This window comes from Thermomonas haemolytica (assembly GCF_004346265.1).
Classification (GTDB): Bacteria; Pseudomonadota; Gammaproteobacteria; order Xanthomonadales; family Xanthomonadaceae; genus Thermomonas; species Thermomonas haemolytica.
Map to the genome: position 1 here is coordinate 67,892 of NZ_SMAP01000006.1, position 24,189 is coordinate 92,080.

Annotated in this window: 20 protein-coding genes; 5 read left to right on the forward strand and 15 right to left on the reverse strand. The window is 71.1% G+C overall.

Annotated elements, in window-relative coordinates; genetic code table 11:
* The first annotated feature begins 78 nt into the window (after nt 1–78).
* The 4 genes from ald (at nt 79) to EDC34_RS08585 (ending at nt 5,702) form a co-directional block, all read left to right on the forward strand.
* Nucleotides 79–1,149 carry an alanine dehydrogenase gene (ald, locus tag EDC34_RS08570; protein ID WP_114960374.1) on the forward strand — a complete coding sequence of 357 codons (1,071 nt, stop codon included), beginning with the start codon at nt 79–81 and terminating at the stop codon, nt 1,147–1,149.
* A gap of 90 nt (nt 1,150–1,239) precedes the next feature.
* The gene (locus EDC34_RS08575; RefSeq protein ID WP_114960375.1) at nt 1,240–3,567 is read left to right on the forward strand and encodes a DNA translocase FtsK; all 2,328 of its coding nucleotides are present in this window, start codon (nt 1,240–1,242) and stop codon (nt 3,565–3,567) included.
* Between the two features lie 99 nt (nt 3,568–3,666).
* Nucleotides 3,667–4,284 carry an outer membrane lipoprotein periplasmic chaperone LolA gene (gene lolA, locus EDC34_RS08580; RefSeq protein ID WP_114960376.1) on the forward strand — a complete coding sequence of 206 codons (618 nt, stop codon included), beginning with the start codon at nt 3,667–3,669 and terminating at the stop codon, nt 4,282–4,284.
* A gap of 53 nt (nt 4,285–4,337) precedes the next feature.
* Nucleotides 4,338–5,702, forward strand: a complete 1,365-nt coding sequence (locus EDC34_RS08585; protein ID WP_114960377.1) for a replication-associated recombination protein A — start codon at nt 4,338–4,340, stop codon at nt 5,700–5,702.
* A gap of 127 nt (nt 5,703–5,829) precedes the next feature.
* On the opposite strand, the gene EDC34_RS08590 is transcribed toward EDC34_RS08585, so the two are convergent.
* The 6 genes from EDC34_RS08590 to EDC34_RS08615 all read right to left on the reverse strand — a co-directional run bounded on the left by EDC34_RS08590 (nt 5,830) and on the right by EDC34_RS08615 (nt 14,871).
* The gene (locus EDC34_RS08590) at nt 5,830–7,002 is read right to left on the reverse strand and encodes a methyl-accepting chemotaxis protein (RefSeq protein ID WP_114960378.1); all 1,173 of its coding nucleotides are present in this window, start codon (nt 7,000–7,002) and stop codon (nt 5,830–5,832) included.
* An 82-nt stretch (nt 7,003–7,084) separates the two neighbouring features.
* Nucleotides 7,085–8,149: a protein-glutamate methylesterase/protein-glutamine glutaminase gene (locus EDC34_RS08595; RefSeq protein WP_114960379.1), complete on the reverse strand. Its 1,065-nt coding sequence runs from the start codon at nt 8,147–8,149 to the stop codon at nt 7,085–7,087.
* A complete protein-coding gene (cheD, locus tag EDC34_RS08600; protein ID WP_114960380.1) occupies nt 8,149–8,712 on the reverse strand; it encodes a chemoreceptor glutamine deamidase CheD in 564 nt (187 codons plus the stop codon). Before cheD ends, EDC34_RS08595 begins: the two co-directional genes overlap by 1 nt.
* A gap of 35 nt (nt 8,713–8,747) precedes the next feature.
* A complete protein-coding gene (locus EDC34_RS08605; RefSeq protein ID WP_114960381.1) occupies nt 8,748–9,611 on the reverse strand; it encodes a CheR family methyltransferase in 864 nt (287 codons plus the stop codon).
* Nucleotides 9,604–11,727, reverse strand: a complete 2,124-nt coding sequence (locus EDC34_RS08610) for a putative bifunctional diguanylate cyclase/phosphodiesterase (protein ID WP_162797700.1) — start codon at nt 11,725–11,727, stop codon at nt 9,604–9,606. The genes EDC34_RS08605 and EDC34_RS08610 overlap by 8 nt, the downstream gene beginning before the upstream one ends.
* Nucleotides 11,728–11,808: 81 nt before the next feature.
* On the reverse strand, nt 11,809–14,871 hold the full coding sequence (locus EDC34_RS08615; RefSeq protein WP_132982871.1) for a methyl-accepting chemotaxis protein: 3,063 nt from the start codon (nt 14,869–14,871) through the stop codon (nt 11,809–11,811).
* A gap of 225 nt (nt 14,872–15,096) precedes the next feature.
* Between EDC34_RS08615 and EDC34_RS08620 the strand changes: the two genes are divergently transcribed.
* Entirely contained in the window at nt 15,097–15,411 is a 315-nt protein-coding gene (locus EDC34_RS08620; protein WP_114960384.1) for an energy transducer TonB, read from the forward strand.
* Between the two features lie 180 nt (nt 15,412–15,591).
* Here the strand turns inward: EDC34_RS08620 and EDC34_RS08625 are convergent, their stop codons facing one another.
* From EDC34_RS08625 to EDC34_RS08665, 9 genes are all read right to left on the reverse strand, one after another.
* Nucleotides 15,592–16,104: a chemotaxis protein CheW gene (locus EDC34_RS08625; protein ID WP_114960385.1), complete on the reverse strand. Its 513-nt coding sequence runs from the start codon at nt 16,102–16,104 to the stop codon at nt 15,592–15,594.
* Nucleotides 16,105–16,174: 70 nt separating this feature from the next.
* Nucleotides 16,175–18,223 carry a chemotaxis protein CheA gene (locus EDC34_RS08630; RefSeq protein WP_114960386.1) on the reverse strand — a complete coding sequence of 683 codons (2,049 nt, stop codon included), beginning with the start codon at nt 18,221–18,223 and terminating at the stop codon, nt 16,175–16,177.
* A 20-nt stretch (nt 18,224–18,243) separates the two neighbouring features.
* Nucleotides 18,244–18,609: a response regulator gene (locus EDC34_RS08635; protein ID WP_114960387.1), complete on the reverse strand. Its 366-nt coding sequence runs from the start codon at nt 18,607–18,609 to the stop codon at nt 18,244–18,246.
* Nucleotides 18,606–18,890: an STAS domain-containing protein gene (locus EDC34_RS08640; RefSeq protein WP_114960388.1), complete on the reverse strand. Its 285-nt coding sequence runs from the start codon at nt 18,888–18,890 to the stop codon at nt 18,606–18,608. The genes EDC34_RS08635 and EDC34_RS08640 overlap by 4 nt, the downstream gene beginning before the upstream one ends.
* Nucleotides 18,891–18,992: 102 nt before the next feature.
* On the reverse strand, nt 18,993–19,910 hold the full coding sequence (locus EDC34_RS08645; RefSeq protein ID WP_114960389.1) for a chemotaxis protein CheW: 918 nt from the start codon (nt 19,908–19,910) through the stop codon (nt 18,993–18,995).
* On the reverse strand, nt 19,907–20,680 hold the full coding sequence (locus EDC34_RS08650) for a ParA family protein (protein ID WP_114960390.1): 774 nt from the start codon (nt 20,678–20,680) through the stop codon (nt 19,907–19,909). Before EDC34_RS08650 ends, EDC34_RS08645 begins: the two co-directional genes overlap by 4 nt.
* Nucleotides 20,680–21,609, reverse strand: a complete 930-nt coding sequence (gene motD / locus EDC34_RS08655; RefSeq protein WP_114960391.1) for a flagellar motor protein MotD — start codon at nt 21,607–21,609, stop codon at nt 20,680–20,682. The genes EDC34_RS08650 and motD overlap by 1 nt, the downstream gene beginning before the upstream one ends.
* Nucleotides 21,610–21,621: 12 nt before the next feature.
* A complete protein-coding gene (locus tag EDC34_RS08660) occupies nt 21,622–22,362 on the reverse strand; it encodes a flagellar motor protein (RefSeq protein WP_114960392.1) in 741 nt (246 codons plus the stop codon).
* Between the two features lie 10 nt (nt 22,363–22,372).
* A complete protein-coding gene (locus tag EDC34_RS08665; protein WP_114960393.1) occupies nt 22,373–24,187 on the reverse strand; it encodes a chemotaxis protein CheA in 1,815 nt (604 codons plus the stop codon).
* Between the last annotated feature and the right edge of the window lie 2 nt (nt 24,188–24,189).

The window sequence follows — 24,189 nt, forward strand, 5'->3', positions numbered from 1 at the left end:
GCAGTGTGATCCGGGCACAAGGCGCGGCGGCTGCAACGCTGTCGTGTATTCCCCACATCCCCCAGGAGCGAGTTGCGCATGCGTATCGGTGTACCCAAGGAAACCAAGACCCTCGAAGGGCGCGTCGCGCTCGTTCCTGCCGCCGCCGGCGACCTGGTCAAGCGTGGCCACGAGGTCTGGCTGGAGCAGGGCGCGGGCCTGAAGTCCGGCTTCAGCGACGAGCAGTACACCCGCCTCGGCGTGAAGATCGCCCCGGACGCCGCCGCCCTGTACGAGAAGGGCGAACTGATCGTGAAGGTGAAGGAGCCGATCGCCGGCGACCTGCAGCACCTGCGCCGCGACCACCTGCTGTTCTGCTATCTGCACCTGGCCGCCGAGCCGGCGCTGACCCGCAAGCTGCTGGACATCGGCCTGACCGGCGTGGCATTCGAGACGGTGGAGCTCCCCAACGGCGACCTGCCGCTGCTGGCGCCGATGTCGGTGATCGCCGGCAAGATCGGCGTGCAGGTGGGCACCCACCTGCTGCACCAGCCGATGGGCGGCAAGGGCAAGCTGCTGGGCGGCCTGCCGTCCACCGAGCGCGGCAAGGTGGTGGTGTTCGGCGCCGGCAAGGCCGGCGGCGCGTCGGCGGCGCTGGCCGCGGCGGCGGGCGCCAACGTCACCGTGTTCGAGATGCGCCAGGACCGCATGGACGAGATGATGCGCCTGGGCAACAACGTCACTGCGCTGTACCCCTACCACGATGTGGTGGCGCGCGAGGTGGCCGCGGCCGACCTGGTGATCGGCGCGGTCCTGATCACCGGCGCCAAGGCCCCGCACGTGCTGACCCGCGACATGCTGCAGGCGATGGAGCCGGGCAGCGTGGTGGTGGACATCGCGATCGACCAGGGCGGCTGCTTCGAGACCTCGCGCCCGACCACCTGGAAGGAGCCGACCTACGTGGAGGAGGGCGTCACCCACTTCTGCGTCACCAACATGCCGGGCGCGGTGCCGCAGACCAGCTCGCAGGCGATCTGCGCGGCGATCCTGCCGTGGGTGAACAAGCTCGCTTCCGGCAACGACTGGCGCAATAACCCGGCACTGGTCAAAGGCATCAACGTCGAAGCCGGGAAGATCGTGCATCCGGCGCTGCGCGATATGAAGGTTTGACGTACTATCAAGGACCTGGGGGAACTTCCTGAGGTCTGATCGCAGGTGGCGAACGCTCCGTCCGAGGCGGGCAAGTCCAGCCGGAAACCGATGCGCGCGGCCAAGTCCGACGCGGGTGCCAGCCCGCGCCGGCACCGGCTGTGGCGCGATTTCGCGCTGATCACCATCGCCCCGGCGCTGCTGTACCTGCTGGCCTGCCTGGTCAGCTGGTCGCCGCAGGACCCCGGCTTCGACCGCGACCCCAGCGTGCTGGCGCCGCTGCACAACTGGGGCGGGCTGGCCGGCGCATGGATCGCCAGCTTCCTGCTGTTCCTGTGCGGCTACGTCGCCTTCCTGCTGCCATTCGTGCTCGGCGCGATCGCCTGGATCGCGCTGTTCGGGATGGACGAGGATGGCGACGGCCAGGCCGATCTCGGGCCGGCGCTGCGGTTGCTGGGCATCGTCGGCTTCCTGATCGCGGCCTGCGGCCTGCTCGCGCTGCGCTTCGGCGGCGGCAACGACCTCGCTGCCGGCAGCGGCGGCGTGCTCGGCCGCCTGACCGGCAACTCGCTGCACATGCTGTTCGGGCCGGTCGGCGCCAACCTGTTCCTGGTCAGCCTGCTGCTGGTGTCAGTGACGCTGGCCACCGGGCTGTCGTGGCTGGCGGTAATGGACCGCATCGGCGCGTTCGTGCTGGCCCTGCCGGGCCTGCTCGACCGCGGCGCGCGCAAGGGCGTGCAGCAGGCCGCGGAGTGGAGCGAGGCGCGCGCCCTGCGCGAGGAGCGCGAGGTCGCGCGCAAGGCCGACAGCGAGATCCGCCTGCGCCGCGACAAGGTCAAGATCGAACCGCCGGCGGCACCGACGGTGGAGAAGAGCGAGCGCGCGCGGCGCGAGCAGCAGATCCCGCTGTTCGCGGCCGGTGATCCCAGCGGCATCCCGCCGCTGGCGCTGCTGGACGACCCCAAGCCGCAGCCGAAGGGTTATGACGCGCAGACCCTGGAAACGCTGTCGCGCCAGATCGAATTCAAGCTCAAGGACTTCCGCATCGACGCCGAGGTGGTCGGTGCCTATCCGGGCCCGGTGATCACCCGCTTCGAGGTGCAACCGGCGCCGGGGGTGAAGGTCAGCCAGATTTCCTCGCTGGACAAGGACATCGCGCGCGGCCTGTCGGTGAAGTCGGTGCGCGTGGTGGACGTGATCCCGGGCAAGTCGGTCATCGGACTGGAGACGCCGAACACCCACCGCGAGATGATCTACCTCAGCGAGCTGCTGCGTTCGAAGGAATACGACAAGGCCGGCAGCCCGCTGACGCTGGCGCTGGGCAAGGACATCGCCGGAAAACCAGTCGTTGCAGACCTTGCGCGCATGCCGCACCTGCTGGTGGCCGGCACCACGGGGTCCGGCAAGTCGGTCGCGGTCAACGCGATGGTGTTGTCGCTGCTGTACAAGGCTTCCGCCAAGGACGTGCGGATGCTGATGATCGACCCCAAGATGCTGGAGCTGTCGGTCTACCAGGGCATCCCGCACCTGCTGGCGCCGGTGGTCACCGACATGAAGGAGGCCGCCAACGGCCTGCGCTGGTGCGTGGCCGAGATGGAGCGCCGCTACAAGCTGATGAGCGCGGTGGGCGTGCGCAACCTGGCCGGCTTCAACAAGAAGGTGAAGGACGCGATCGACGCCGGGCAGCCGATGGTGGACCCGCTGTTCCGGCCGGCGCCGGACACCGCCGAGGCGCCGCCGACGCTGGAGCCGCTGCCGTTCATCGTCGTCTTCATCGACGAATTCGCCGACATGATGATGATCGTCGGCAAGAAGGTCGAGGAGCTCATCGCGCGCCTGGCGCAGAAGGCGCGCGCGGCCGGCATCCACCTGATCCTGGCCACCCAGCGGCCGTCGGTGGACGTGATCACCGGCCTGATCAAGGCCAACATCCCCACCCGCATCGCGTTCCAGGTCAGCAGCAAGATCGACTCGCGCACCATCCTCGACCAGAGCGGTGCGGAGACCCTGCTCGGCCACGGCGACATGCTCTACCTGCCGCCCGGCACCGCGATGCCCGAGCGCGTGCACGGCGCGTTCGTCTCGGACGAGGAAGTGCACCGGGTGGTGGAGTTCCTCAAGCAGGCCGGCGGCCCCGACTACATCGCCGGCGTGCTGGAGGAAACCCAGACCCTGTACGACGGCAGCAGCGTTGGCGCGAATGGCCTGCCGGAGGCCGCGGCCAGCGACGACCCCGAGGCCGACCCGCTGTACGACCAGGCGGTGCAGATCGTCACCGAAACCCGCCGCGCCTCGATCTCGGGCGTGCAGCGGCGGCTGAAGATCGGCTACAACCGCGCCGCGCGCCTGATCGAGGCGATGGAAGCCGCCGGCATCGTCAGCACCCCCGAGCACAACGGCGACCGCACGGTGCTGGCACCGCCGCCGCCGCGGCCCTGAACGCCGCCCGGCACCTCGCCCGCACGCGCGCGGCGCGTCCGGCATCCGCCATTCAGGATGGCGCCGACACACTGCCGGCAACGCCGCAGGAGAGACCGCATGAAACCGATCGCATCCATCCTTGCCACCGGCCTGCTGGCCGCCGCCAGCCTGGCCCATGCCGGCGCGCGCGACGCGCTGGAGACCTTCACCCGCGGCCTGAAGGGGTTGGACGGGCAGTTCACCCAGCAAGTATTCGACGCCAAGGGCCGCCAGAAGGAGGCCAACAGCGGGCGGGTGGCGGTGGCGACCCCGGACCGCCTGCGCTGGGAATACACCAGGCCCTACCCGCAGCTGGTGCTGGCCGACGGCAAGACCGTCTGGGTGTACGAGCCCGACCTCAACCAGGTCAGCAAGCGCGCGCAGGGCGTGGAGGAGGCCAGCAGCCCGCTGGCGCTGCTGCTCACCCCGGCGCGGCTGGAGCGCGACTTCGTGGTGCGCGAGGCCGGCAACAGCGACGGCGTGGACTGGCTGGAGATCACCCCGCGCCGCGCCGATGCCGCGTTCAAGGTGGCGCGGCTGGGCTTCGCCCAAGGCCAGCTGGCGCGGCTGGACTACACCGATGCGCTCGACCAGCGCACCGTGATCGCGTTCTCCGGCTGGACCCGCAACCCGGCGTTCGCCGCGGATACGTTCAAGTTCGTGCCGCCCAAGGGCGTGGACGTGATCGGCGGCTAGGCTTGATGCCCGCAAAGGAGGGAATGGGGCGCCGGGCGCTTTAGAATCCGCACATGCCCGCCGCGCGTCCACCGTCCACCGCACCGGATCTGCTTGGCCACGGCGGCGATGCGTTGCGGCCGCTGGCCGAGCGCATGCGCCCGCGCACGCTGGACGAAATGGTGGGGCAGCGCCGGCTGCTGGCGGAAGGCTCCGCGCTGCGCCGCGCGCTGGCCGCCGGGCGGGTGCACTCGATGATCCTGTGGGGGCCGCCCGGCTGCGGCAAGACCACCCTGGCCCTGCTGCTGGCGCGCCATGCGCAGGCGCATTTCGAGGCGATCTCGGCGGTGCTCGCCGGCCTGCCGCAGGTGCGCGAGGTGCTGGCGCGGGCGCAGGCGCGGTTCGACGCGGGCGAGCGCACCCTGCTGTTCGTGGACGAGGTGCACCGCTTCAACAAGGCGCAGCAGGACGCGTTCCTGCCGCACATCGAGCGCGGCACCATCGTGTTCGTCGGCGCCACCACCGAGAACCCGTCGTTCGAGCTGAATTCGGCGCTGCTCTCGCGTTGCCGGGTGCACGTGCTGGAGGCGGTCGCCGCGGAGGACATCCGCGCCGCGCTGGAGCGCGCCCTGGCCGATGAGGAGCGCGGGCTCGGCGGGCTGGATCTGGCGGTGGAGGCGGACGGGCTGGCGCAGATCGCGCTGGCGGCCGATGGCGACGTGCGGCGTGCGCTGACCCTGCTGGAGATCGCCGCCGACATCGCCGTGGGCGAGGGCGGCAGGATCGACACCACCACCCTGCAGCAGGTGCTGGCCGACCGCACCCGCCGCTTCGACAAGGGCGGGGATGCGTTCTACGACCAGATCTCGGCACTGCACAAATGCGTGCGCAGCTCCAACCCCGACGCCGCGCTGTACTGGCTGGCGCGGATGCTGGACGGCGGCGCGGACCCGGCCTACCTGGCGCGGCGCCTGACCCGGATGGCGGTGGAGGACATCGGCCTGGCCGATCCGCGCGCGCTGCAGATGGCGATCGACGCCTGGGACGCCTACGACCGCCTGGGCGCGCCGGAAGGCGAACTGGCACTGGCGCAGCTCACCCTGTACCTGGCCAGCACCGCCAAGTCGAACGCCGCCTACGTGGCGTGGAAGTCGGCCCGCGCCGACGTCGAGGCGCACGGCAGCCAGCCGGTGCCGCTGCACATCCGCAACGCCCCGACCGGCCTGATGCAGGCGCTGGGCCACGGTCGCGGCTACCAGTACGACCACGACGTGGACGGCGGGATCGCGCTGGACCAGACCGGGTTCCCGGACGCGATGGGCGAGCGGGTGTACTACGACCCGGTCGGCCGCGGCATGGAAGGCAAGCTGAAGGAAAAGCTCGACGCCCTGCGCGCGGCGCGGGCGCAGGCGCGCGCGGAAAGCCCCCGCAAGCCTTGATCGAAGCGCGCCCGGCGGCGGCGCGAAGGCCTTGCCGCGGGCGCCGGCGTTGCCGCGGTCGAAAAAAATCCCGGCCGAAGCCGGGATCGCGTCGCATCACCCTGGGGGGAGTGAGAAGAAATCGGGTCTAGAACAGCTCCACGCTGCCGGCGTTCATGTTTTCCTGCAGCACCGGCTTGTGCGGGGGGCGTTCCCATTCGCCGCGCATCTGGTTGATGCGGTTGCCGATCCGCGCCAGCGCCTTCTGCATTTCCGCGTCCTGGAAGCCGTGGCTGCTTTGCAGCAGGTCGTGCAGGGTGATGGCCTCACTGTTGATCTGCGCCAGCCGCTGCAGGTGCAGGTCGGCCGCGCCCAGGGCTTGGGTGGCGATGTCCTCGAACTGCAGCGAGCGCACCGCCTCGGCCACCGAAGCGTCGATCGCGCGGCCGCAGTCGGCGATGTCGCGGATGCTGTTGCCCAGGCTGCGGTGGATGCCGTCCACCCGTTCCAGCATGGCCGCCGATTCCGCGCGCGCATTGCGCACCCGGTCGAGGTCGCGCGAGGCGGTCTGCGAGACGGTGTCGCGCACCTTGGCGATCGCATCCTTGGAGCTGTGCGCCAGCTTGCGGATCTGCTCGTTGAACGCGGTGCTGCGTTCGGACAGGTTGCGCACCTCGTCGGCCACCACCGCGAACCCGCGCCCGGCCTCGCCGGCGCGGGCGGCCTCGATGGCCGCGTTCAGCGCCAGCAGGTTGGTCTGGTCGGCGATCGACTTCACGTCCTCGAGCAGCGAGAAGATGCCGTCGAGATGGCCGGCCATGGCGTCGATGTGGGACACGGTGACGCCGCTCTGGCCGCTGGCTTCCTCCAGCGCCTGCACCAGCTGCTCCACCTGCTGCGCCGCCTGCTGGGCGAAGCGGGTGATGTCGATCGAGCCACTGTCGTCGCCGGTGCGCTCCACCAGGCGCGCCACCACGTTGCTCTGCTCGCGCGACTTGCGGTTGACCGCCTCGAAGCTCCCGCCGAGCTTGGCCACCGAGTCGCGGATCAGGGTGCGGGTGCGGTCGATCTCGGCATGCGAGCCGTTGATCTCGTTGCTGACGAAGCCGCGCAGTTCCTCCAGCAGCCGGGCATGGTCGCGCAGCATCTGCGCCTCGGCCTTGCTGGGCAGGCTGCGCCAGATCACCACGCCCCAGGCCAGCGCGGAGGTCACCACCAGCGCCATGCGCAGCGGCAGCGGCCAGGACAGGCCTTCGGCCACCAGCAGCAGCACCATCAGCAGCAGGGGGGCGGCGATCCGGAGCAGGGCACGGGGTTCCATCGTCGATCTCGTCTGGGTCTCGGTAGGGATAACGGCCGCGGCCGGCCGGGTCTTTAATGCAAAGTGCCAGGCAGGCGACGGCTCAGCCCGGGCCCTGCGTGGTGCTGGCCAGCAGCGCGTGGGCGATCTGGTCCAGCGGCAATACCTGCTGCGCGGCGCCCAGGGTGTAGGCGGCGCCGGGCATGCCCCACACCACGCTGCTGGCCTCGTCCTGCACGATGGTGGCGGCGCCGGCCTTGCGCAGGGCCAGCAGCCCGCGCGCGCCGTCGTCGCCCATCCCGGTGAGCAGGGCCGCGCTGGCGTTGGCGCCGGCGGCGCTGGCCACCGAGTCGAACAGCGCGTCCACGCTGGGCCGGTGGCGGCGGATGGGCTCGTCCTCGCCCAGCCGGCAGCGCCAGCGCGCGCCACTGCGCTGCACCCGCAGGTGCAACCCGCCCGGCGCCACGTAGGCGTGCCCGGCCAGGATCGGCATGTCGTCCTCGGCGTGCAGTACGGTCATCCGGCTGTGCTTGTTCAGGCGTTCGGCGAAGGGTTTGCTGAACGCAGGCGGGATGTGCTGGGTGATGACGATCGCCGGGGCATCCGCCGGCATCTGTTCGAGGATGGCGCGGATCGCCTCGGTGCCGCCGGTGGAGGCACCGATCGCGATCAGGCGGTCGGTGGTGCGGTATTGCAGCGTGCCGGCCGCCGCCGGGGCCGTGCTGGGCTGCAACGGTTTCACCCGCGCCCGCGCCGCCTGCTTGAGTTTCTCGCGCAGATCCGCGGCATACGCGGTCAGGCCGCGCTGGATGTCGAGCTTGGGCTTGGTGACGAAATCCACCGCGCCCAGGGCCAGCGCGTCCAGGGTCACCTGCGCGCCGGCCTCGGTCAGCGAGGACACCATCACCACCGGCATCGGGCGCAGCCGCATCAGGTTCTGCAGGAAGGTCAGCCCGTCCATGCGCGGCATCTCGACGTCGAGGGTGAGCACGTCGGGATTGAGCTGCTTGATCTTGTCGCGCGCGATCAGCGGGTCGGCGGCGGTGCCCACCACCTCGATCATCGGGTCTTCGGACAGGATGTCGGTCAGCACCTGGCGCACCAGCGCCGAGTCGTCGATGATCAGTACGCGCACCCGGCCGGGGCGCTGGGGGGACTGGATGGCCATCAGAACAACTCCACGGAGCCGGCCACGGGGGTCTGCGCCAGCCGGCTGCGGTAGTCGCGCTCGATCCGCGCGATCTCGCCGGCCGCCGGCAGGCGCTTGACCAGCGTACGTCCGGTACGAACGAAAAACACCACCTTGCGCGGCTGCACGCCGCCCAGGTCCTGGGCCTGGACCGGAATCCTTTCCGCGTTCAGGTATTCCAGGACGAAATTGGCGTTGCGGGTGCCGATCGGGTCGAGGGTCATGCCCGGCAGCACGTTGCCGCCGCCGAACACCTTGGCCTGCAGGCGCGCGCGCGCGGCGCCCTGCTTGAGCATGCCGTTGATCAGCAGTTCCATCGCGTGCGCGCCGTAGCGGGCGCTGCCGTCGCCGGGGGCGGCATCCGGCAGCATGAAATGGTTCATCCCGCCGACCTTCGCCAGCGGGTCGTACATGCAGGCGGCCACGCAGGAGCCGAGCACGGTGGCCAGTGCCACGTCCTCCGCGGACACCCGCCAGTCGGCCGGCAGCAGCTTGATGACGTCGGTGTCCAGCGCCGGGTCGTAGTAGCTGCCTGCCGGCATCCGGCGGGTGGCGGCGGCATGCGGCGAGGGGGCGTTCATCGCGCCTCCCGGGTCGCCCGGTAGATGGTGCGCCCGCACGGCTGCACCAGGTCCAGCGCGTGCGCGAAGCTCTCCGAATGCCCGGCGTAGAAGCGCCCGCCCGGCGCCAGCAGCGGCACCACCTTGCGCAGCACCTCGTACTGGGTGGGCTTGTCGAAATAGATCATCACGTTGCGGCAGAACACCGCGAGGAACTGCTGGTGCAGCCCGTAGTCCGGCGCCAGCAGGTTGAGCTGGCGGAACTCCACCAGCTGGCGCAGGAACGGCTTGACCCGGGCCAGCCCCTCGTACGGGCCGGTGCCGCGCAGGAAGAAGCGGCGCTTGCGCTCGGCCGAGAGGTCGGTGATGCGCTCGATCCCGTACTCGCCGCGCGCGGCGGTGGCCAGCGCGTTGGTATCGATGTCGGTGGCCAGGATCCGCACCGGCGGGGTGTCGCTGGCGAAGGCCTCGCAGGCGGTGATCGCCAGCGACCACGGCTCCTCGCCGGTGGAGGCGGCGCAGCACCAGATGTCCACCACCGCGCCGCGCGGCACCGCGCGCAGCTGGTCGCGCAGGGCGTCGAAGTGGTGCGCCTCGCGGAAGAACGCGGTGAGGTTGGTGGTGAGCGCGTTGACGAAGGCCTGTTCCTCGCTGGCCGGCTCGGCCTCGACGAAGTCCAGGTAGTCGCTGAAGCGGGTGAACCCGAGCGCGCGCAGGCGCCGCGACAGCCGGCTGTACACCATGTCGCGCTTGTGCTCGGCCAGGTGGATGCCGGCACGGGCATAGATCATCTTGCACACCCGGCGGAAATCGCGGTCGTTGAACTCGAACCCGATCGGCTCGCGTTCGCCGCCGGCGCGCTGGCGGCCGCGCTCAAGCATGGCCCACCCCCGGCGACTGCGCCTGCAGCCGTTCCCGCAGGGCGTTGGCGGCCAGCGCCTGCGCGTACAGGTAGCCCTGGGCCTCGTCGCAGCCGAGCTCGCGCAGCGAGTGCGCCTGCTCGGGATGCTCCACGCCTTCGGCCACCACGCGCAGCCCCAGCGCCCGCGCCAGCATCACCGTCCAGCGCACGATCGCGGCATCTTCGCTGTTCTCCAGCATGCCGCCCACGAAGCTGCGGTCGATCTTGACCCGGTCGATCCTGAAGCGATGCAGCATCGACAGCGACGCATAGCCGGTGCCGAAATCGTCGAACGCGAGGTTGACCCCGTGCCCGCGCAGGGTGGCCAGGGTCGCCGCGGCCTCGCTGTCGTGGGCGAAGGCGATGGTCTCGGTGATCTCCAGCTCCAGCCGGTGCGCCGGCAGCCCGGAGTCGGCCAGCGCCTGCAGCACCTGCGGCACCAGCTCCTCGCGCAGCTGGGCCGGGAACAGGTTGATGCTGACCGACAGCCCGCTGTCGGGCCAGGCCGCCGCCTCCTCGCAGGCGCGGCGCAGCACCCAGGCGCCGACCTCGGCACCCAGCGGGCTGCGCATCAGCAGGTCGATGAATTCGTAGGCCGGGACCAGCCCGCGCACCGGATGACGCCAGCGCAGCAGCGCCTCCGCGCCGCAGATGCGCCCGCTGGCCAGCTCCACCTGCGGCTGGTAGTGCAGCTCGAACTCGCCCTGCGCGAAGGCACGGCGCAGGTCGAGGTCGAGGTCGCGCCGCGCCAGTGCGTCGGCGCGCATCGCCGGGCGGTAGCGGCACAGCTGGCGGCCACCGGCGGCTTTCGCGCGGTACAGCGCGAGGTCGGCGCAGGCCAGCAGGTCGCCGCCGCCGCGTACGTCGGCGCGCAGCGCCAGGCCGACGCTGGCCTCGACGTGGATCTCGTGGCCGCGCACCCGCATCGGCTGCTGCAGGTAGTGCAGCCAGTCCGCCAGCCGCACGCCGCCCTGATGCCCGCCGTCGTTGCCCGCCGCATCCGTATCGCTCAGGCGCGCATCCGCGCAGGCGATCGCGAACACGTCGCCCTCCACCCGCGCCAGGCACATCGCGGCATCCGCGCGCGACTGCAGGCGGTCCGCGAACGCCTGCAGCACGCGGTCGCCCAGGGCATGGCCGAGGCCGTCGTTGATCCATTTGAAGCGGTCGATCCCGACCAGCGCCACGCCCCAGTCCGGATTCGCCTCCAGCGCGGCCAGCAGGGCATTGCGGTTGGGCAGCCCGGTGAGCGGGTCGAAGTGGGCCAGGCGGTCGAGCTGCGCGCGCTGGTGGGCGGCCTCGGTGATGTCGTGCAGGATCAGGGTGGTGCCGTGCGCGTGCCCGTGCCGCCACGGCGAGCGGGTGGCGTCCAGCAGGCGCAGGCTGCCATCGGGGGCGACGATGCGCAGCTGCAGGCGGTCGCCGCCGGCGCCGCCCAGCCAGTCGCGCGCCGCGTCCGGGTCGGGTTGCAGGCGCAGCGGCACCAGCTGGCGCAGTTGCTGGCCGCGCACGGCGTTGCCGAACAGGCGCTCGGCCGCGGGGTTGCACCAGCGGATGCCGCCGTGGCGGTCGGCCACCACCACCGCCTCGCGCGCATGCTGGCCGGCCTGGGCGACGATGGTGGAATGGCGGGCCACCGCTTCCTGCTGCAGCAGGCTGGCGGCCAGCCGCCCCAGCTGCTCGAACGACTGCAATTGCGCATCCGAAGGCCGCGCACGCGGCTGGCGGTCGCACACGGCCAGCAGGCCGATGCGCCGCCCCTGCGCATCCTGCAGGGCGATGCCGACGTGCGCACGGATGGGGCAGCGCGGGCTGCCCGGCAGTTCCGGCAACACCAGCAGCGGCGCGTGCTGCTCCCAGCAGCGCACGAACAGGTGGTCGCGCGCCAGCGGCGTGCAGCCGGCCTCCAGCCCCTGCTGGGCGACCACGGCGTGGCGGTCGGCGCTGGCCGCGATCACCGCGGCCATCGGCATGTCGAGCAGGGTCCGTGCCAGCGCGAGCAGGTCGTCGAGGCGGCCGGCGGGCAGCAGAGGCGGCTCCTGGCGGCTGGCGTCGATCTCGGATGGAGCGGCGATGGCGGGGGAGGCGAGGGTCATCGGCGCAGCAGCGGCGGCGGGATCAGGCGGCAGGGGTGGCCGCGGCGGCGCAGCGTCGGCACCGCCCGCGGCCATCGGGACTCAGAACTCCTGCCAGTGCTGGTCGCCGGCGGTGCTGCTGGCACTGCGCTTGATGGGCGTGGCGGCGGCCGGGGCGGCGGCCGCGCGCCGGGCCGGGGGCGCGGCCGGACGACGCTTGCCTTCCACCGCATCGCGCAGGGCGCGGATGGCGGCGACGGTGGTCTTGGTCTCTTTGTCGAAATCCCCCTCCAGCAAGGCATTGGCGCGCAGCGCCTGGCCCTGCTGGTGGGCGCGCACCACCTCGGCGGCGGCGGCATGGAAGCGCTTGTGGTGCTCCAGGAGCTGCTGGAACTCCGGCAGATGCTTGACCTGCTGGCCCGGGCCATACAGCCATTCGCCCAGTGTGCAGACATCGTCGCGGCCGACGGTGGCAGGGTCCAGCTGCTCCTCGCTCTTGCCTTGCAGATAGGTCTTCAGCCGCAGCTTCCACTGCACGTGCCGCTGGATCATGTCCTCGAACGAGGCCACCTTGTCGTCCGCCGCCGCGGCTGGGTGCGCATGGCTGTGCGTGCTTGCCGCGGGCTTGGCTGCACTCGCCGTACGCGCGGCGGCCTGCTGGCGTGCCAGCTGGAAGGCGGCCACCGCCTGCACCAGGGCCTCGGCCTGCTGGCGCAGGCTCTCGGCCGAGGCGCTGGCCTGTTCCACCAGCGCGGCGTTCTGCTGGGTGCCTTCGTCCATCTGGGTGATGGCCTGGTTCACCTGCTCGATCCCGCTGCTCTGCTCCTGCGAGGCGGCGCTGATGTCGGCCATGATGTCGGTGACCCGCTTGACGCTGCCCACGATCTCGCCCATGGTCTTGCCGGCCTGGTCCACCAGTGCGCTGCCTTCCTCCACCTTCAGCACCGAATCGGTGATCAGCTGCTTGATCTCCTTGGCCGCGCCCGCGCTGCGCTGCGCCAGGCTGCGCACCTCGGCTGCCACCACCGCGAAGCCGCGGCCCTGCTCGCCGGCGCGCGCCGCTTCCACCGCCGCGTTCAGCGCCAGGATATTGGTCTGGAAGGCGATGCCGTCGATCACCCCGATGATGTCCGCGATCCGGCGCGAGGCGGTCTGGATGTCGCCCATCGTGCTGACCACCTTCTGCACCACCTCGCCGCCGGACTCGGCCACGCCGGCTGCGCCGATCGCCAGCTGGTTGGCCTGGCGCGCGTTGTCGGCGTTCTGCTTGACGGTGGAGGTGAGCTCTTCCATCGACGAGGCGGTTTCCTCCAGCGAGGCCGCCTGCTGCTCGGTGCGCATCGACAGGTCGGCATTGCCCGCCGCGATCTCGCCGGCGGCGGCGCTGATGCTGTCGGAGGTCTGGCGGATTTCCTGCACGATCCGCGCCAGCTCTTCCACGGTGCGGTTGGCATCGTTGGCCAGCTGGCCGAACTGGCCGGGCAGTTCGACTTCGATGCGGCGGGTCAGGTCGCCGGCGGCGACCGCGGACAGCAGGCCGCCCACTTCGCCCAGACCTTCGTCGGCGGTCGTCATCAGGGTATTCAGTTCCTCGATCAGTTCGCGGTACACGAACTCGAAGCGCCCGGCATCGCCGCGCTTTCTGAAATCGCCGGCCACCGCGGCTTCCACCAGCGATTTGATCTCGGCATTGACCGCCAGCATGCCGTTCTTCACCGCGTCCACCGCCTCGGTGACGCGCGCCTTCTGGCCCGGATAGCGGGCAATGTCGCGCGAGAGGTCGCCGCGGGCGTAATCGGCCACGATCCCGATCGCGTCCATCTTGGTGGCGACGTGCGATGCCACCAGGGTATTGACCTGGTCGGCCATCACCCCGAACGCGCCCGGGAAGGCCTCGGCGTCCATGCACGCGTCGATCTCGCCGGCCTCGTGCTGGTCGAACATGGTCTGCTGCGCCTGCGCGAAGCGGCGCAGGCTGCCGGCCATGCTTTCCAGGCTGCGGCCGATGTTGTTGAGCTCGTCGTGGGTGTCCACCCGGATCTGGTCGGAGAACTGGCCGGCGGCCATCGCGCGGGCGCCGGCATCGATGCTCTGCAGGGCCTTGCGGGTGCCGCGGGTGAAGCCGAGGAACAGGTAGGCCGACAGCAGCAGGGCCAGCACCACGCCACCCAGGGTGAGATAGGCCTTGCGCTGCAGGCTGGCGATGGCGCGGTCGCCGGCGGTATCGATGGCGGCATAGGCGCCGGCCATGGCGGCATTGAGGGCGTCGCGGGTAGCCTTGTCCTGGCGCGCGAACTGCGCCACCGGGTAGTCCGGCGTATCCGCGCCCAGCACCTTGTCCTGGATCAGCTTGTCCTGGGCCTGGATGGCGGCGAGCGCGGCCTGCCAGGGCTTGCCGAACAGCGCGCTGCCCTCGGGCAGGGCCGCCTCGATGAAGCGGCGGTTCTTCTCCACCTGGCCCTGCAGGTAGTCTTCCATGTTCTTGTTGACCGCCAGCGCGGTGCGGTCATTGACCCAGATCGCGCCCTCGCCGAGCACGCGCATGCTGGCCACCGCCTGCTTGGCCACGGCCGCGGACAGCGCCGGCAGCTGGGAACCGCCCACGGTGCCGGCGCGCAGCACGGCCGGGTCGCGGGCTACGCTGGTGATGCCATCGAAGGCCACGCGGTCGATGGTGTCGCGCAGGGCGGTCAGGGCGGCGGTATCCGCCTCGGGCGCAGACTCATCGTCGGTGGCCTTGGCCTTCTTCCAGGCCTCGCGGGTGGTGGCGAGCAGTTTCTTCACGTCCTCGTTGTCCGCCACATGGCTGCTGGCCTGCCAGGCCTCGAAGGCGTCCAGCCCCTTGTCGGCGGCGGCGGCGGCCTCGGCCAGCGCTTGCGGGGTGGCGGTGGCGTCCTTGGCCAGCGCGCGCGCGCGCAGGGCGCGGTGGTCCTGCATCGCGATCTGGGCCTCGTTCAGGGTCTGCAGGCCGGCCGTGGTGGCGCGCGCGGCCTTGGCCTTGGACAGCTCGCCCAGGCTGCTGCTGAGCACCAGCGCGGTCAACACGCCGCAGGTGAGGGTGAAGCTGGCGCCGATCAGCAGGGCTTTCTGGCTGAAGCGCAGGGACGCCATCAGGCGGACGGCGGGGGCGAGCAGGCGATCGACGGTGGATGAGCTGCGAGGCATGGCGGGGTCCTGATGCGGCGGGTTCATGGGCCGTACAAACGCCAGCATCGGCGCGGACGCGGGAATCTTTAACCGGCGTTCGGGATTCCCCTTCGGCGCACGCCCGGGGCGTGACCGGGTGCACGAATCCGCGCTTCCGCGCGTGGCGCGCTCAAGTCCCGGCCGGTCGTGCCGATACGCGCAGTGAGCACAGTCCCGTGCACGCATCCCCCTCGGAGATCCGTCATGCAACACGCCTTCCATCGTGCCCTGAACGTAGCGGCGATCGCCGCGGCGATGGCCCTTTCCCAGCCCGTGTTTGCGGGCAACCCCATCAAGCGCGTGGACCCGGTGTACCCGGCGGAAGCGGCGCGCGCCGGCACTACCGGTTATGTCGAGGTGGAATACAGCGTCGGCCCGGACGGCAAGGTCACCGATGTCTCGGTGGTGGACGCCAAGCCGGGCCGCGTGTTCGTGGCCGCGGCGGTGAAGGCCGTCAAGCAGTGGGAGTTCGCCCCGGGCGAGAGCCACGGCAAGGTGAAGCTCGAATTCAAGCTCTGAGGCGGTGATCCGGCAGGGCCCGCCACGGCGGGCCTTGCCAGGGCCTCTGGCGGAGGCCCTCCCGTGCAGATCCGAACAAAAACGCGCCGCAACCTGCGGCGCGTTTCGTTTTTGGGCGCTGGAGCCGTGTTCGCCGCGCCGGCAAGGTCTGCCTGGTCGCTGGCGGGTGTCGCGGTGGGATCAGGCCGCCTGGGCCGCGGCCTCGTCCGCCACCAGGCCCATCTCGCTGCTGGTCATCAGGCCTTCGATGTCGAGCAGGATCAGCATGCGCTCGTCGAGTGCGCCGATGCCGGTCAGGTAGCGGCGGTCGATGCCGGTGCCGACGTCGGGCATCGGGCGGATCTGCTCGCCGGAGAGCTGGACCACGTCGGACACGCTGTCCACCACCATCCCGACCACGCGGTCGGCCACGTTGAGCACGATCATCACGGTGGTGGCGTCCACCTTCGCATCCAGCCGGAACTTCACCCGCATGTCGATGATCGGCACGATGGTGCCGCGCAGGTTGATCACGCCCTTGATGTAGTCCGGGGCGTCGGGCAGGCGGGTGACGGCATCGTAGCCGCGGATCTCCTGCACCTTCAGGATGTCCACGCCGTACTCTTCCTGGCCCAGGGTGAAGGTCAGGAATTCGCCGGCCACCGCGGCATTGGCCGGGAGTCCGTTGTGGGAGGGCTTGGCGGATGTGCTCATGGGAGTCCGGATGCAGGCGGGTTCGTCCAGTTCATCGGCCGCGCGCGGCGATCCTTGAACCGGGGTCGGGTCAGGCCGCCCTCGGCAGGGCGGTGTGGTGGGGCAGGCTGGCGGCGTCCACGATCAACGCCACCCGGCCGTCGCCGAGGATGGTGGCACCGGCGACGCCGGGGATGCGGCGGTAGTTGCGCTCCAGGTTCTTCACCACCACCTGCTGCTGGCCCAGCAGCTCGTCCACTTCCAGCGCCAGCCGCTGGCCCTGGCTTTCCACCACCACCGCGATCGGCTGCGCGTCGGCGCGGGCGCGCGCCGGGGGCAGGCCGTACTGGGTGGCGAGGTCGAGCAGGGGCACGTAGTGCTCGCGCACGCGCAGGACGCGCGCATCGCCGGCCACGGTCTTGATGTTCTCCGGGGCGGGCTGCAGCGATTCCACCACCATGTTCAGCGGCAGGATGAACACCTCGCCGCCGACCGAGACGGTCATGCCGTCGAGGATGGCCATGGTCAGCGGCAGGCGGATGGAGATGGTGGTGCCTTCGTTCTGGCGGCTGCGGATCTCCACCTGCCCGCCGAGCGCCTGGATGTTCTTGCGCACCACGTCCATGCCGACGCCGCGGCCGGACAGGTCGGTGAGGGTCTCCGCGGTGGAGAAGCCGGGCGCGAACACCAGGTCCCAGACCTGGGCGTCGCTGGGGTTCTCCGGCACCGGGATGCCGCGCTCGGCGGCTTTCGCCAGGATCTTCTCGCGGTTCAGGCCGCGGCCGTCGTCGCCCACCTCGATGATGATGTGGCCGCCCTGGTGCGCCGCGGACAGGGTCACCGTGCCGGCCTCGGGCTTGCCGGCGGCGATGCGCTGCTCGGTGGTCTCCAGCCCATGGTCGATCGCGTTGCGTACCAGGTGCACCAGCGGATCGACGATCTTCTCGATCACGCCCTTGTCCAGCTCGGTGCCTTCGCCGGAGGTCTTGAGGATGACCTTCTTGCCCAGCCGCGAGGCGATGTCGCGCACCATGCGCGGGAAGCGGCTGAAGGCGAAGTCCACCGGCAGCATGCGCACCGACATCACCGCTTCCTGCAGGTCGCGGGTGTTGCGGTCGAGCTGCTCCAGCCCCGCCAGCAGCTGTTCGTGCAGGGCCGGATCGAGATCGGCCGAACGCTGTGCCAGCATCGCCTGGGTGATGACCAGCTCGCCGACCAGGTTGATCAGCGCGTCCACCTTGTCCACCGAGACCCGGATGGTGGTGTCGGCGGCGTCGTGGCGGGCGCCGGTGGCCGCCGGTTCGGCCGCGGCGGCAGGCTTGCCGGACGCAGGGGTGGTGGCGGGCGCGGGCGCCGCTGCTGCAGCGGGCGCTGCGACGGAGGGCGGCGGGACGGGAACCGGCGCAGCCGCGGCCACGGCCTCGGCCACCGCGGCCGGCAGCGGCGCGATGGTGAGCTTGCACTGGTCCTCGACCCACGCGAACGTGTCCTCGATCGCCGAGCGCTTGACGTCGCCGATCAGCTGCAGGTCCCAGGCCAGCCAGGCCTCGAACGGGTCCAGCTCGCTGAACGGCGGCAGGGCATCGTCGCGGCAGGTGACCTTGAGCTCGCCCAGCTGGCCGAGCTCGCGCAGCATCCGCAGCGGGTCGTTGCCGCTGAGGAACAGCGAACGCTCCGGCGCGAATTCGATCTGCCAGCCGATCGACTGCGGCGCCGCCGGCGCGGCGGTCGCGGCCGGTGCCTCGGCGGGGGCGGCATCGCCGGCCAGCAGCTTTTCCAGCCCGGCGCGCGCCTGCTGCAGCATCGGCTGGTCCACGGCATCGCCGTGTTCGGCGGCCGCCAGCAGCATGCGCAGGGCGTCCACCGAGGCCAGCAGGGCGCTGATGGCGAGGGCGTCGAGCACGCGCCGGCCGCTGCGCGCCTCTTCCAGCAGGGTTTCCAGCAGGTGGGTGAAATCGGCGATCGCGGCGAAGCCGAAGGTCGCGCTGCCGCCCTTGATCGAATGCGCGGCGCGGAAGATCACGTGGATGGTGTCGCCGCTACCGCCGCCGCTTTCCATCGCCAGCAGCCCGGCCTCCATGGCCGCGATGTTCTCGCGGCTTTCCTCGAAGAAGGTGGCGTGGAAGCGGGAGATGTCCATGTCGGGCCCTGGGTGGTGGCTCAGCCGAGTACCTTGCGTACGGTGGCCAGCAGCTGGTCGGGGTCGAACGGCTTGACCAGCCAGCCGGTGGCGCCGGCGGCCTTGCCTTCGCTCTTCTTGTCGGCACCGGATTCGGTGGTGAGCATCAGCAGCGGGGTGAACTTGTAGTTTGGCAGCGCGCGCAGCTGGCGGATCAGCTCGATGCCATCCATGCGCGGCATGTTGACGTCGGTGATGACCGCGTCGAATTTCTGGGTCTTGGCCGCGTCCAGGGCGGCGATGCCGTCTTCGGCTTCCACCACGGTGTAGCCGCCGCCGGTCAGCGCGAACGCGACCATCTGGCGCATGGAGGTGGAATCGTCAACGATCAGCAGGTTTGCGCTCACGCGGGTTCTCCGGGGTCCTTGTCAACGCCCAAGCTTACCGCCAGCGCAAGCTGGCGTGCCGCCTCCACGAGCGTGGGCGAGGGGAGGGTGATGGTGGTCGAAAGGCCGCGCGCGGCGCGCTCGCGGATGAAGGCGTGCAGCAGTTGCAGGCCGGCGGTATGCACGCGCCGGACTTCGGCGCCGGACAGTTCCAGCGTCGCGTCGTCGAGGTGCGATTGCAGGGTGGCTTGCAGGTCGGTCACCTGTTCGATGCCCAGGTCGGCTTGCAGGGACAATGGCATGTCGAATCTCGGAAGTGGTGCTGGCCCAGACCGGTTAACGGCGCCGCGGCGGACGACTTGAGGCGGGCCCGGGAAGCGTGCCGGAGCGCACGGTTCCGGGGCTCAATCGAACACCGCGGTGGCGTCCAGCAGGACCGTGGGCGGCGCGCCGGGGGTGCGCGCGATGCCCATGCTGGTGCGGTCGCGCAGGCTGGCCGCGGGGGGCTCGATCTGGTGGGCGTCCAGGGTCACCACGTCGGTCACCGCGCTGACCAGCAGGCCGGCCAGTTCGTCGTGGTGCTCCAGCACCACGATCCGGCTGCGCTCGTCGATCTCGGCGGGCTGCCGGCGCAGCCAGCGGCCGAGGTCGTGCACCGGCACCACCCGGCCGCGCAGGTTCATCACCCCCAGCAGCGAGGGCGGGGCACCGCGCACGGCGATGATCGGCGCCAGCCGCACCACTTCCTGCACGCGCAGCAGCTCCACCGCGTAGCGGTCGTCGCCGATCGCCACCCGCAGCCAGCGCTGCCCGATCGGGGGCGGCGCGGCGCGCACCGACGGTACCGCCAACGGCGGCGAGTAGGGCGCCGGTGCGGCCTGCCCATCGGCGGCAGGCGCTGCGTCCGCCGCGGGTGCAGGCGGCAGGGCGGATTGCGGCTCCGGCCCGGATGCGGTTCCAGGCGCCGCTCCTGGCGCGGCATCGGCCTCGGCTTCGACGTCTGCTTCGGCCTCGGCCTTGGTCTCGACTGCGGCAGTGGGGCATGCCGTGGATCCGGTTTCGGGGTCGGCGTCGGCGTCGGATTCTGCCGGGGCTTCCGCGGCGGATATGTCGGCCGATTCGGACGCTGGCGCAACGGGCGGCTCACCGGCCATTTCCGGTGCTGCCCCGGGTTCGCGGGTGCCGGCGGCCTGCGCGGATTCCACGGTCTCCGCTGCGTGCGCGGGTTGCGCGGGTGGCAGCCCGAGCAGGGCATCGAGGTAGGCGTCCACCGACGGATCGGCCGGCAGCACGGGGGATTGCGGCAACACGATCTGGCTCATGCGGCGGCCTCCTGCGGCCTGGCATCCGCGGTTTCCAGCAGCCACTGCAAGGCATCGCGGTAGGCATTGATGCCGCGCCCGGCCAAGTGCCGGGGCTGGGTGGCGAGGCTGGCGGCGTCGCGCAGGCGGGTGTCCATCGGGATCGGCCACGGGCAGACGGAAACGCCGGGATAGGTGTTCAGCTGCTCCAGCGTTTCATGGCTGGTGCGGGTGCGGCGGTCGTACAGGGTCGGCAGGATCTGGCGCACCAGCGCACGCCCGCGCGAGCGTTCCACCATCGCCGCCGTGCGCAGCATGCCTTCCAGCCCGTGCAGGGCCAGCGGATCGGTCTGGGTGGGCACCACCAGGCGGTCGCAGGCCGCCAGCGCGTTCACCAGCAGCAAACTGAGCGTGGGCGGGCAGTCCAGCAGGGCGAAATCGTAGTCGGCGTCGGCGTTCACCAGGGCGCGGTGCAGGGCCAGGCCGAGGCCCGGCTGGGTGGCACTGCGGCGCTCCAGGGTGGCCATCGCGGCCTGCGCGGCCACCAGCTGGATATCGGCCTGGCCGGTGGCGCGGGCCACGCTGGCGATGGATTCGCCGTTGAACAGGTCGAAGGTGCCCTTCGGCGGCGGTTCCGCGGCGACCCCGAAGGCGCGCGACAGCGAACCGTGCGGGTCCAGGTCCACCAGCAGCACGCGATGGCCGAGATCGGCCAGGCAGCGCGCCAGGCACAGCGCGCTGGTGGTCTTGCCCACGCCGCCTTTCTGGTTGGCGATCGCCCAGATCCGCATCAGGGTGCTCCCTTGGTTGTTGCGCGCGCAGCTGCGGCCGGTGCACCGGAGGAGCGCGCGTCCAGCCCCGGCATCACGCTGTCCACGTTCTCGGCGGCGGCCAGGATCACCAGCTCCACCCGGCGGTTGCGGCTGCGGCCCTCGATGGTGGCGTTGTCGGCGATCGGCTGGTATTCGCCATAGCCCATCGCCGCCAGCCGTTCGGGGGCGATGCCGGCGGCGATCAGTTCGTAGACGACGTTGATGGCGCGCGCGGACGACAGGTCCCAGTTCGAACGGAACTGGGCGGTGCGGATCGGCTGGTCGTCGGTATAGCCCTCGACCCGGATGGCGTTGGGAGCCTTGCGCAGCACGGTGCCCAGCTTGCGCACGGTGTCCAGCGCGCTGGCGGTAGGGGTGGCCACGCCGCTGGGGAACAGCAGGTCGCTCTGGATTTCGACCTCCAGGAAGTTGCGGCCGCGGCGCACGCGCACCAGGCCGCTCTCCACCAGCTCGGACAGCGCCTGTTCGAGCTGATCGCCCAGCGCCTGCAGCTGCTGCTGCGCGGCCTGCTCTCGGCGTGCATCCGGCGCGGGCGGCGTGCCGGCATCCGCCAGGCGGTCACGCCGGTGCAGCGGCATCGGGACTTCCACCGGCACCGCGGGCGCGGGGCCGCGGCGGGCGCCGGTGTCGATCACCGAAGGATGGTCGAAGTCGCCGCCGCGCAGCTGCACCTGGCCGACCTGGATCGGCTTGATCGAGCGCGGCGCGCCGCCGAACGCGGCGGACAGCGAGTCCGCCACCACCCGGTACTTGCCCTCGTTCAGGGAGGAAATCGCATACATCACCACGAAGAAAGCCAGCAGCAGGGTCAGCAGGTCGCCGTAGGGGATCGCCCAAGCTTCGTGGTTGAGGTGTTCTTCGTGCTGGTGGAGGCGTTTGCGGGCCATGCGCGTGGCCCTTCAGTGAATGAAGCCGGCGAGGCGGCTTTCGATGTTGCGCGGGTTCTCGCCCTCGGCGATCGCGATCAGGCCCTCGATCAGCATCTCGCGCTCCACTTCCTGGCGATGCACGATGCCCTTCAGCTTGGACGCCATCGGCAGGAACATCAGGTTGGCCGAGCCGATGCCGTAGATGGTGGCGGTGAAGGCCGCAGCGATGCCGTGGCCCAGCTTGCTGGGGTCGGCCAGGTTCTTCATCACCGCCATCAGGCCGAGCACCGCGCCGATGATGCCCAGCGTGGGGGCGTAGATGCCCATGCCCTCGAATACCTTGGCGGCGGCGATGTCGCGCTTGGTATGCGCATGCGATTCGATTTCCAGCATCTGCCGGATGGTGTCGGGTTCCACGCCGTCCACCACCATCTGCAGGCCCTTGCGCAGGAATGGGTCGGACTGCTGCTCCAGCAGCGGCTCCAACGCCAGCAGGCCCTGCTTGCGGGCGAGGGTGCTCCATTCGACCATGCGCGCGATCAGGCGGTCGGTCTCCTGCGGCGGCGGCCGGAACACCCAGGCCGAGATCCGCAGCGCGCGCCGGAAGCTGTGCATCGGCGTCTGCAGCAGGATCGCCGCGATGGTGCCGAGGATGACGATGGTGAACGCGGCCGGCGACCACAGGCCGCTGATGCCGGCGCCCTTCAGTACGCTGCCGCCGACCAGGGCGACGAGGCCCAGGATCGCACCGATGATGCTGAGGATGTCCATATGCCCATCGCTATCGGCCGCGCGATGCTCCGCTTGAGCCGCGTTGTGCCGGGCCGAGCAGGGCATCGACGTCGAGGATCATCGCCATCCGCCCGTCGCCGACCAGGCTGGCGCCGGCGTAGCCGGGCAGGCCGCGCAAGCTGCGCGGGAGCGCCTTGATCACCACTTCCTCGCGGCCGAGCACGCGGTCCACCAGCAGGCAGAAGCGCTGCTCGCCCGATTGCAGCACCACCCCGCGGGTGGCGTCGTCGCCGCCGCGCGGCAGGCCCAGCCAGTCGCGCAGGGACAGCACCGGCATCGGCCGTTCGCGCAGGTCGAGGATCTTCTGGCCGTCCATCCACAGCAGCTGCGCCGCGTCGTGGGTGATCACCTCCAGCACCCGCACCAACGGCAGCGCGTACACGTCCTGGTCGAGCTCGACCAGCAGGGTCGGCAGGATGGCCAGGGTCAGCGGTACGCGGATCACGAAGCGGGTGCCTTCGCCGATTTCGGAGAAGATCTGCACCTGGCCGGAGAGCTCGCGGATCTTGGATTGCACCACGTCCATGCCGACCCCGCGCCCGGACAGGTCGGACACCTCGGTGCGGGTGGAGAAGCCGGGCAGGAACAGCAGCGACAGGCATTCCTCCGGCGACAGCCGGCCGGCGGCCTCGGCGTCGATCACGCCCTTGCGCACCGCGCTGCGGCGGATGTTCTCCGGGTCGATGCCGGCGCCGTCGTCGCTGACCTCGATCGCGACGTGGTCGCCTTCCTGCTGGGCCGACAGGCGCACCCGCCCGACCTCGGGTTTGCCGGCGGCGCGGCGCGCCTCGGGCATCTCGATGCCGTGGTCGATGGCGTTGCGCACCAGGTGCACCAGCGGGTCGGCCAGGGCCTCGACCAGGTTGCGGTCGAGCTCGGTCTCGGCGCCTTCCACCACCAGTTCGACCTGTTTCTTCAGCTGGCGCGCGACATCGCGGGCCAGCTTGGGGAAGCGGGTGAACACCCGGCTGACCGGCTGCATGCGCGCCGACATCACCGCGCCCTGCAGGCGGGCGGTGACGGTATCCAGCGCAGTCACGGCGCGGTCCAGCGCTTCGTCGCGCACGCCGGGGCGCAGGGTTTTCAGGCGGTTGCGGGCCAGCACCAGCTCGCCCACCAGGTTGACCAGCGCATCCAGCCGGCGCACGTCCACCCGCACGGTCTGCTCGGCCTCGCCGGCGGGGGCGGCGGCGTGCTTGTCCGCGGCGGCGGGCTTGGCGGGCGATGCCGGCTTGCCGGCGTTCGCCGCAGGTGCGGCGGGCTTGGCGGGCTTGGCAGGCGTGGCGGGCGCCGGCGCGGCCGGGGTGGCGCCGGGGATGCCGCCGACCCCGTGCAGGCTGTCCAGCAAGGCATCGAAATCGAGGTCGTCGAGGTTCTCGGGGATCTCGAACGCGGGGGCAGGCGCAGCGGCAGGCGACGGCGCCTGGCTGCCGCGCACCTGCTCGAGCAGGGCCGGATCGACCTCGTCCAGCGCCTCGCCGCGGGCGAGCGCGTCCAGCATCTCCATTAGCAGGTCCACGGCGCGCTGGGCGCCGTCGAAGGCCGCCGCATCCAGCGCGCGCTCGCCGCTGCGGGCGGCATCGATGCGGTCCTCGAAGGCATGGCACAGCGCCACCATTGGCGGCAGGTCGAGGAAGCCGGCGCCGCCCTTGATGGTGTGGAAGCCGCGGAACACGGCGTCGAGGGTGGCGCGGTCGTCGGGGTCCTGCTCGAGCGCCACGACCTGCTCGCCCAGGCGGTCCAGGATCTCGCGCGCCTCGATCAGGAAGTCGGCGCGCGCGTCGTAGCCGCCATCCGAGGCCATGG

What these genes read in the sequence shown, in the direction of transcription:
- ald (WP_114960374.1), top strand. Translation starts at nt 79, where the DNA reads ATGCGTATCGGTGTACCCAAGGAAACCAAGACCCTCGAAGGGCGCGTC.
- EDC34_RS08575 (WP_114960375.1), top strand. Translation starts at nt 1,240, where the DNA reads ATGCGCGCGGCCAAGTCCGACGCGGGTGCCAGCCCGCGCCGGCACCGG.
- lolA (WP_114960376.1), top strand. Translation starts at nt 3,667, where the DNA reads ATGAAACCGATCGCATCCATCCTTGCCACCGGCCTGCTGGCCGCCGCC.
- EDC34_RS08585 (WP_114960377.1), top strand. Translation starts at nt 4,338, where the DNA reads ATGCCCGCCGCGCGTCCACCGTCCACCGCACCGGATCTGCTTGGCCAC.
- EDC34_RS08590 (WP_114960378.1), bottom strand. Translation starts at nt 7,002, where the DNA reads ATGGAACCCCGTGCCCTGCTCCGGATCGCCGCCCCCCTGCTGCTGATG.
- EDC34_RS08595 (WP_114960379.1), bottom strand. Translation starts at nt 8,149, where the DNA reads ATGGCCATCCAGTCCCCCCAGCGCCCCGGCCGGGTGCGCGTACTGATC.
- cheD (WP_114960380.1), bottom strand. Translation starts at nt 8,712, where the DNA reads ATGCCGGCAGGCAGCTACTACGACCCGGCGCTGGACACCGACGTCATC.
- EDC34_RS08605 (WP_114960381.1), bottom strand. Translation starts at nt 9,611, where the DNA reads ATGCTTGAGCGCGGCCGCCAGCGCGCCGGCGGCGAACGCGAGCCGATC.
- EDC34_RS08610 (WP_162797700.1), bottom strand. Translation starts at nt 11,727, where the DNA reads ATGACCCTCGCCTCCCCCGCCATCGCCGCTCCATCCGAGATCGACGCC.
- EDC34_RS08615 (WP_132982871.1), bottom strand. Translation starts at nt 14,871, where the DNA reads ATGCCTCGCAGCTCATCCACCGTCGATCGCCTGCTCGCCCCCGCCGTC.
- EDC34_RS08620 (WP_114960384.1), top strand. Translation starts at nt 15,097, where the DNA reads ATGCAACACGCCTTCCATCGTGCCCTGAACGTAGCGGCGATCGCCGCG.
- EDC34_RS08625 (WP_114960385.1), bottom strand. Translation starts at nt 16,104, where the DNA reads ATGAGCACATCCGCCAAGCCCTCCCACAACGGACTCCCGGCCAATGCC.
- EDC34_RS08630 (WP_114960386.1), bottom strand. Translation starts at nt 18,223, where the DNA reads ATGGACATCTCCCGCTTCCACGCCACCTTCTTCGAGGAAAGCCGCGAG.
- EDC34_RS08640 (WP_114960388.1), bottom strand. Translation starts at nt 18,890, where the DNA reads ATGCCATTGTCCCTGCAAGCCGACCTGGGCATCGAACAGGTGACCGAC.
- EDC34_RS08645 (WP_114960389.1), bottom strand. Translation starts at nt 19,910, where the DNA reads ATGAGCCAGATCGTGTTGCCGCAATCCCCCGTGCTGCCGGCCGATCCG.
- EDC34_RS08650 (WP_114960390.1), bottom strand. Translation starts at nt 20,680, where the DNA reads ATGCGGATCTGGGCGATCGCCAACCAGAAAGGCGGCGTGGGCAAGACC.
- motD (WP_114960391.1), bottom strand. Translation starts at nt 21,609, where the DNA reads ATGGCCCGCAAACGCCTCCACCAGCACGAAGAACACCTCAACCACGAA.
- EDC34_RS08660 (WP_114960392.1), bottom strand. Translation starts at nt 22,362, where the DNA reads ATGGACATCCTCAGCATCATCGGTGCGATCCTGGGCCTCGTCGCCCTG.
- EDC34_RS08665 (WP_114960393.1), bottom strand. Translation starts at nt 24,187, where the DNA reads ATGGCCTCGGATGGCGGCTACGACGCGCGCGCCGACTTCCTGATCGAG.